Here is a 2,438-nt window from a genome sequence, read left to right on the forward strand (position 1 = left end):
AAAGAACACTACAGGATCTATACTCTTTTGACCGCTGCTGCCGTAAAAACCTCGAGTAAGATCATAGAGAAAATCTAAGTTTAAGGCTTCTTTCAATCGGCGGTAGAAATTAGTGGCCGGTACCCGTTCACTCAACTGAAAACTGTTGAATAACTGCTCTTGATATACTTTTTTTCCTTGCATACCATGAAATTAATCTTTTTTAGTAAATTGTGCAACAAGCACAATGGCTATAAGTAATTGCTTGTTCTCGCCTACTTCTGAAAATCCTCGCGGATTTTCAGTTTGGTATGTACTTGCTAAGTTAAACGCTAAACCACGCAACTACTCATAGCCGGAACGTTAGCAACAATTAAAACAAAAAACTTGGAAGAATTTTTACAAAGTATTGCACCGACCACAATTTCATTAATTATAACTGGAATAGTAAGCTTAGCAATTGGTATTTATTTAGAAAAATTTAAAAATAGGTTGACTTTTATAAAATATCGGATATTTTTCCAACCTCTCGCAACGTCAAATGAAAATGAATATTGGGGAAATATAGAAGTTTATTATAATGGATCAAAATCTAATCATTTGAACTTTGCTACTATAGAACTAATTAATGATAGTAATAAGGATTTTCAAGATGTTATAATTGATGTATGGGTTGATAAAGATACTTTCATTAAAGGGCAAAATGGATTTTATTCTGATACTGGCAAATCCATATTGATGGAAAATAACCATTATATCGGATTAACAGAAACAATAAAACAGAATAGTGAAGATATTTCTAAAAGGCAAAAAAATCCAAATCATATAACACCTGTAAAATTACAGAATGATATTGTCTATTATCAATCTAATGTAAAATTTCATCTTCCCGTATTCAATCGAAAATCAGATATAAAGTTTAATATTTTAGTTGAAAATGAAAAGGCAAATCAACCAATTTTTGGAATTGATATTAAACATAAAGGACTTAAGGTTATAAAACAAGATGATAAGTACGACGAGGAAAGAAAATTAGGAATTGGAACAATTACCTTTGGAACATTATTTTTTGTACTAATAACTATTATTATATATTTCAAATTTCCAAATTCATTGATTCCAACAATAATTTTAGGAATTGCAGGAGTTTTACACCTAGTTGTAGGAACATTTATTTATAAGTTAATTCAATTTATAAGAAATTATTTGAAATAATAACTGTTGCTAACACCGTATAATTCCAACTAAGGTTTTGTGTCCTGCGGACACAAACGCTCACGCGTCAAAGTCAGTTCTTTTTACTATCTTTATTTTCCGAATTCCCTTAGCTGGGAAATTATACAAGACCGTTAGCAGCAAGTTGAATAAAAATATGAGCGAAGAAAAAAATATAGAAATTCACGAAACAGCATTTGTTACTTCAACATTTAGAGCTTTTGACGAAGATTTAAGCCAGGATAGTTTTGCTAAATTGTGGCAGAATTCGAATACAGAAAATTGGATTAAAGAATATCTTGAACAAGTTTCATCAGAAGAAATATTTACTCATTGTCTGAGAAACAGATATTTTTTAGATATAGTTAAAGATCTGATTCAAAATCAAGGAATTCAAGCCGTAATAAATTTTGGAAGTGGATTTAGTATGTACCCATTTCTATTGAACGAAAATATTGTCCATATTGAAATTGATAAACCAGATATTGTTAATTATAAAAAGAATCAAATAGAAGAATGGCAAGAGAAAAAAATAATTCCGAAAAGAAATATCCATTTTATTGGTGTTGATTTCAGTAAAGACTATAAACAAGAATTATTTTCTAAAATTCAGTCCATAAAAGGGAATAAATCAACATTTATTCTAATCGAAGGTGTTCTGTTTTTTCTAAGTAGAAAAGAAACAAATGATTTGTTTAATTTTTTCGATACTATTCAAAAAAATGACGATTATATTGGCAGTGCATCATTTCAGGAAACAATAAAAGATACTAAAGCATTTCAAAATTTATTAGATTTTTTCAATAAAAAAGTTTCAAAAACAAGCGAAAGTGATTATCAAACTATCGAAAATCAGTACTATCAATCAAAGAAAAACTATAAGTTAATCGATCATCAAGATTATTTTAGCCTTTCAAAAAAATATGGAAATAATATTAATCAAAGTAAAGAACTGATTTTAAACGAAAGCTTTTACTTGCTTAAAAAAAGTTGATGAAAAACCAGCTGCTAACACCGTATAACAACAATTGCGGCTTTGTGTCCTGCGGACACAACCGCGTAAGCATAAAAGTCGGTAATTTTAGCTATCTTAGTTTCCAAACAATCCGCAACTGATTGTTATACAAGACCGTTAGGCACAATTAAAAACAAATATTCGTCAATTGAATAAACAGATGGAAAATACAAAGACAACTTTGAGAAAAAAGGCTGATGAAGTCAAGGATTTGAGATGTAAAAATCTT

At 29.2% G+C, this 2,438-nt stretch carries 2 protein-coding genes and 1 pseudogene; 2 read left to right on the plus strand and 1 reads right to left on the minus strand.

Translation table 11 applies throughout. From position 1 onward, the window contains the following. Positions 1-183: pseudogene (locus tag G551_RS16055) on the minus strand (IS1182 family transposase); the annotation flags it as partial. Positions 184-366: 183 nt separating this feature from the next. Here G551_RS16055 and G551_RS0115120 point away from each other — a divergent pair. After that, entirely contained in the window at positions 367-1,194 is an 828-nt protein-coding gene (locus G551_RS0115120; RefSeq protein WP_027886344.1) for a hypothetical protein, read from the plus strand. A gap of 157 nt (positions 1,195-1,351) precedes the next feature. Next, the gene (locus G551_RS0115125; RefSeq protein ID WP_027886345.1) at positions 1,352-2,188 is read left to right on the plus strand and encodes a class I SAM-dependent methyltransferase; all 837 of its coding nucleotides are present in this window, start codon (positions 1,352-1,354) and stop codon (positions 2,186-2,188) included. The last annotated feature ends 250 nt before the right edge of the window (positions 2,189-2,438 follow it).

The sequence above is a fragment of the Mesonia mobilis DSM 19841 genome (assembly GCF_000423405.1).
Taxonomy (GTDB): Bacteria; Bacteroidota; Bacteroidia; order Flavobacteriales; family Flavobacteriaceae; genus Mesonia; species Mesonia mobilis.

Excerpts from the sequence above, each read along its gene's own strand:
- G551_RS0115125 (WP_027886345.1), top strand. The coding sequence starts at position 1,352 with ATGAGCGAAGAAAAAAATATAGAAATTCACGAAACAGCATTTGTTACT.